Below are 4,402 nucleotides of genomic sequence, written 5' to 3'. Positions count from 1 at the left end.
GCTCAATTCACTTCTCCCCTGCCCCTCTGCTCCCCTCCCTGCTCCCTGCCTGCTCAACTTGGTTTAGGATTATACTTGCCAATTAAAGCGCGGGTATGATCGTAAATTTCTAGGGGTAAAACGGAATTTTCGCTAATTGCTTCTAGTGCTGATTGTAAGGTTTTGATGTGATCGTCTACTCCGGCTAAGGTGTTAGCATCACCATTTATGCCAGCACTCATGGCGGTTCTTCTCACGCTATTTACATAAGCGGGTGTGAGATAAACTTTGATGCCTTGACGAGTGACTATGTAATCGCAAATTTTTGGGGAAACGTTGCAAACTCGAGTTAAGTCAGTGTTAGCTTTTTGCAAAACTAAGGCAATTTTCAATTTATCTTGAGCTTGATTTAAACTGCTGCTATAACTATCAATTAGTGGTTGAGTTTGGGTATAGTAAAAAGTGCCTTGAGGAACTTGTTGAGCATAAGTTAAAGCTCTTCGCCAACTGGATACTGCTTCTGACCATTGATTTCTTTGTTCTTGGCTTTGGGCGAGGCTGGCGAGGGTGAGGGATTGATTGTATATGTTAACAGAAATTTGTTCTTGATTTCTGCGATCGCGCACTGCTACTAATTTGGTTTGGTAATTATCTAATAATTCCTGAGCTTCTTCATGTCCCGTGACATTTCTGGGAATGGATGCTAGAGTTGCGATCGCTTTTTCCCACATTGATTCTACTTCTTGCCAATTTTCTAATGATTTTGCTGACACTTGCCGCAACTCTGCTGTTTGTGCCGCTTGTTTAGCAGCAGCAATTTTATTTTCGGTAGTTTCTTCTAAATTAATTTTTTGATTAATTTCTACTGAATTATCCCGATAACTCAGCAGTTTCTTTTGAGCAAAAGGATAGACTGGGCTAGTTTTGGGGACTTGTTTGAGTAAAGCAACTGACTGCTTCCACAGTGAGTTAATATCCTGCCATTCTTGCGCTGAATGAGGATAATTTTGGCTGCTATCCGCTGCTTCATCTGCCTTTTTCATTGCCATTAAAACAGGATCGATTGAGTTAGCTTGATTTTGATAGTTCGACAATAATTTCTGTGCTTCCCCATGATAACTAGACCATAAGGGAATACTTCCTAATAGTTGATTAGTTGTTGTTAATTTCTGTTTGGCTTTTTCTAAATCTTGAATTGTTTTGGCTTTTTTAATAGTTTCGGTTGATTCTTGACCAAGTTGTTTTGCTGTTTTAATTTGAGGACATGAACCAATGACACAAGGACGACTAAAGGCATAAAGACTGCTTAAAAAAGCAACTATTGTCACTGTGGCAGCTGCAATCACCAACTTTGGTGACAATGATATCTGTTTTCTTTTTGTTTTTGTGGTTTGTTGGCTTTTCGGGGCTATTGGTGGCTGATAAATCGGTTCTGTTTCTGGTAATGTTTGACTAGGCGGTTCTTCCAAAGATAAATCCGCCATAGAGTCTGATTCTGTTTCAGATGCAATAACTAAATTGTTTAGTAATGTTGATTCATCCAGCTTTTGCTCCTGAATTTTTTCGGACGAAACAAGTGAATTTCTCTCACTTTCTTGCGGGTTTTCTTCAGGTTCTTCAGTTTCTTGAGATGCTTTACCTAGCCAACGAAATAAATCATCAAAATCGTCCTCATCATCATCATTTAACTCTAAGTTGTCTAACCAAGCAGGTGATTTTTCAATGATAAAATCTTCCCAGGCACGGGGTTGTTTTTGCCCTACAGCTCGCAAATAAAGCCGAACTTTTTCTGTAAATTCTGGTTGGGCTTGCTGAATTGTTTGCTTGAGTACCCGAAATATTGGCTGGGCTTCCGGCGCTACGGACTGGGAATGTTGCGCCAGCACCAGTAGAACGTCGTTTTGCAACATACATCTGACTTGAAGGGGAACTTCCCCCGCCAATTCTGCTTGTAAGCGTTCTTGTAAAAATTTGGCTAGTTCTTGGAGTTCACTGGGTCGGACTGCTGTTTGCATATAACACCACCTTATGTATTTAGAGTCGTGAAGAATTTGATATCTTGGTCTTGAGATGGGCGAACTGCGGCTAAATTTATGCAATTCCTAATAATAACGAGTTCTCTTGGCTGACGATCGCAACTATTTAATTCAGAGTACGCCATTAGCCAAGTATTTTGGTTTAATCAATCTTTCAGTTTAATGCCATGTCTAAAAACCACATTCCATTGTCTCAACAAGTTGTATTAATTACCGGAGCTTCTGCTGGAATAGGGGCGGCTTTGGCTCAGGTTTTGGCCCAACAATTCCAGGGAATACGATTGGTATTAGCGGCTCGTAACCAAGAAAAGCTGGCTCATGTTGCCAATTACTGTAGCAAAGCTGGGGCAGAAGTGATGATAGTTCCTACAGATATGTCCCAAATTGAGGAAGTGGAAGCTTTGGCGCGAGCGGCGGTGCTGCGTTTCGGTGGGGTAGATATTTTGGTGAATAATGCTGGCTACGGTCAAATGGGGCCAATTGAGTTAATTCCGGCGGCGGCAACAAGGCGGCAGTTTGAAGTAAATTTATTAGGCCCATTGGCTTTAATTCGGGCTTTAATTCCGGTGATGCGCGATCGCGGTGGCGGCAGAATTGTGAATATTAGCTCTCTGGGAGGAAAGTTAGCATTTCCCTTTGGCGGTTTGTACAGTTCCTCTAAATTCGCTCTCGAAGGTCTGAGCGATGCTCTACGTATGGAGTTGGAGCCATTCAATATCAAGGTTAGCGTGATTGAGCCCGGCCCTGTGACTACGGAATTTTTTGATGTCGCTGGTCAAGGAGTTACGGAAACAGTCGCAGATCCCGAAAATACACCATACCGCGCCGCTTTCCGCAAGTTGGAAAAACTCCAAGAACAAACGAGTAGTCGCGCTTGGACTGCGGAACGAGTAGCCCAGGTGATTGTGAGATCGCTCACAGATGATAATCCTCGACCAAGATATACTGCTGCAACTGCTGGTGATTTTTTGTTGTTTATGATGACCAAAGTATTACCTACAAAATTTGTAGACCGCTTTTGGCAAAAGTTTTATGGCATCGATCTAGTAGCAGAAGATTGGAAAAAATCAACAACTTCTCAAAAGTAAGGAATGGGTCATTAGTCATTTGTCAATTTTAATCTCTTGACTAATGACTAATGACCAACCACCAACTACCAACTATCAGTTAATTAAAAATGGATTTATTAGAATATCAAGCCAAAGAGTTATTTCGTCACATTTGTATCCCGGTTTTGCCTTCCCAAAAAATCGATCACCCCAGAGAAATCAAAAGTTTGGAAATTCCCTATCCAGTAGTCCTCAAATCTCAAGTTCCGACTGGTGGTAGGGCAAGAGCTGGGGGGATTAAATTTGTGGAAAATACGATCGATGCGATCGCCGCTGCTCAAACAATTTTTCGTCTACCAATTATGGGCGAATATCCCGAAGTTTTACTTGCCGAAGCCAGATACAATGTCCAACAAGAATTATATTTGGCAGTAGCTTTAGATTACTCCTTACGTCGTCCCGTTTTACTTGGTTCTCCCAAAGGAGGCATAGATTTAGATTTGGTGATGAAACATCTGCAACAGGTGATAGTAGAGCAGGAATTTTCCAGTTTTTATGCCCGAAGATTAGCAATGAAAATGGGATTACAGGGGAATCTCATTCAATCAGTTAGCGCCATCATTGAAAAAATGTTTGACTTATTTTTAGAAAAGGATTTAGACCTAGTAGAAATTAATCCATTAGGGGTTAGCCCTTCTGGAGAATTGATGGCTTTAGATGGCAAAATTACTGTTAATGATGCGGCTTTAGCTCGTCATCCTGACTTGCTAGTTTTAGCAGAAAAAGTTAATTTACACAGCAACGGTAATAAAGGAAAAAGCAATGGTTTTTGGGGATTAGATGGGAATATAGGTGTAATTTGTAATGGTAGCGGTTTGGCAATGGCAACATTGGATTTGCTCTACCAAACAGGCGGCAAACCTTTCGGTTGTATTAATTTGGGAGAAAATCGTTTACCAGAAGATCGATCCTGTTCTTTTAGCACTTTCTTACAAAAAAGTTTGGAAATTGCCTGCCATCAAAATGGAATAAAAGTATTACTAATCAATATCATGGATGGTCTAGATTCTTGCCAAGAAATCGCCGATGTTATTGTTAGTTTTACTCAAAATGATGCAGGGGGATATCCTCATTTTGTAGTGCGTTTAGTTGGAAGTAATTTAGAAGCAGCTAAAGAACGTTTAGCTGCTGTGGGAATTACTTTGTTAGAACAGTTAGATGAAGCAGTAGCGAGAGCAGTTTCTTTGGCAAAACCAATGGGAAAACGTCCTTCATCAAATTAATCTACCACTGGAAAGAGTAGATAAACTGCTACGCATTTAAATTTAATATTTAGGC

Annotated in this window: 3 protein-coding genes; 2 read left to right on the top strand and 1 reads right to left on the bottom strand. The window is 40.7% G+C overall.

Annotated features, from left to right (window positions below; all coding sequences use genetic code 11):
* Positions 1-53: 53 nt before the first annotated feature.
* Positions 54-1,994: a hypothetical protein gene (locus tag IQ264_RS31705; protein ID WP_193986598.1), complete on the bottom strand. Its 1,941-nt coding sequence runs from the start codon at positions 1,992-1,994 to the stop codon at positions 54-56.
* Positions 1,995-2,182: 188 nt separating this feature from the next.
* On the opposite strand from IQ264_RS31705, the gene IQ264_RS31700 reads away from it, so the two are divergent.
* Together IQ264_RS31700 and IQ264_RS31695 are read left to right on the top strand one after the other, a co-directional pair.
* Entirely contained in the window at positions 2,183-3,103 is a 921-nt protein-coding gene (locus IQ264_RS31700; protein WP_193986596.1) for an SDR family NAD(P)-dependent oxidoreductase, read from the top strand.
* A gap of 89 nt (positions 3,104-3,192) precedes the next feature.
* Complete coding sequence (locus tag IQ264_RS31695; RefSeq protein ID WP_193986594.1) at positions 3,193-4,347, top strand: succinate--CoA ligase subunit beta; 1,155 nt, start codon at positions 3,193-3,195, stop codon at positions 4,345-4,347.
* The last annotated feature ends 55 nt before the right edge of the window (positions 4,348-4,402 follow it).

This window comes from [Phormidium] sp. LEGE 05292 (genome assembly GCF_015207735.1).
GTDB lineage: Bacteria > Cyanobacteriota > Cyanobacteriia > Cyanobacteriales > Aerosakkonemataceae > Floridanema.
Note: the sequence above shows the minus strand (reverse complement) of the source record. Positions and strands in the feature narration are given on the sequence as shown.

Coding starts and splice junctions, on each gene's coding strand:
- IQ264_RS31705 (WP_193986598.1), bottom strand. CDS start 1,994: ATGCAAACAGCAGTCCGACCCAGTGAACTCCAAGAACTAGCCAAATTT.
- IQ264_RS31700 (WP_193986596.1), top strand. CDS start 2,183: ATGTCTAAAAACCACATTCCATTGTCTCAACAAGTTGTATTAATTACC.
- IQ264_RS31695 (WP_193986594.1), top strand. CDS start 3,193: ATGGATTTATTAGAATATCAAGCCAAAGAGTTATTTCGTCACATTTGT.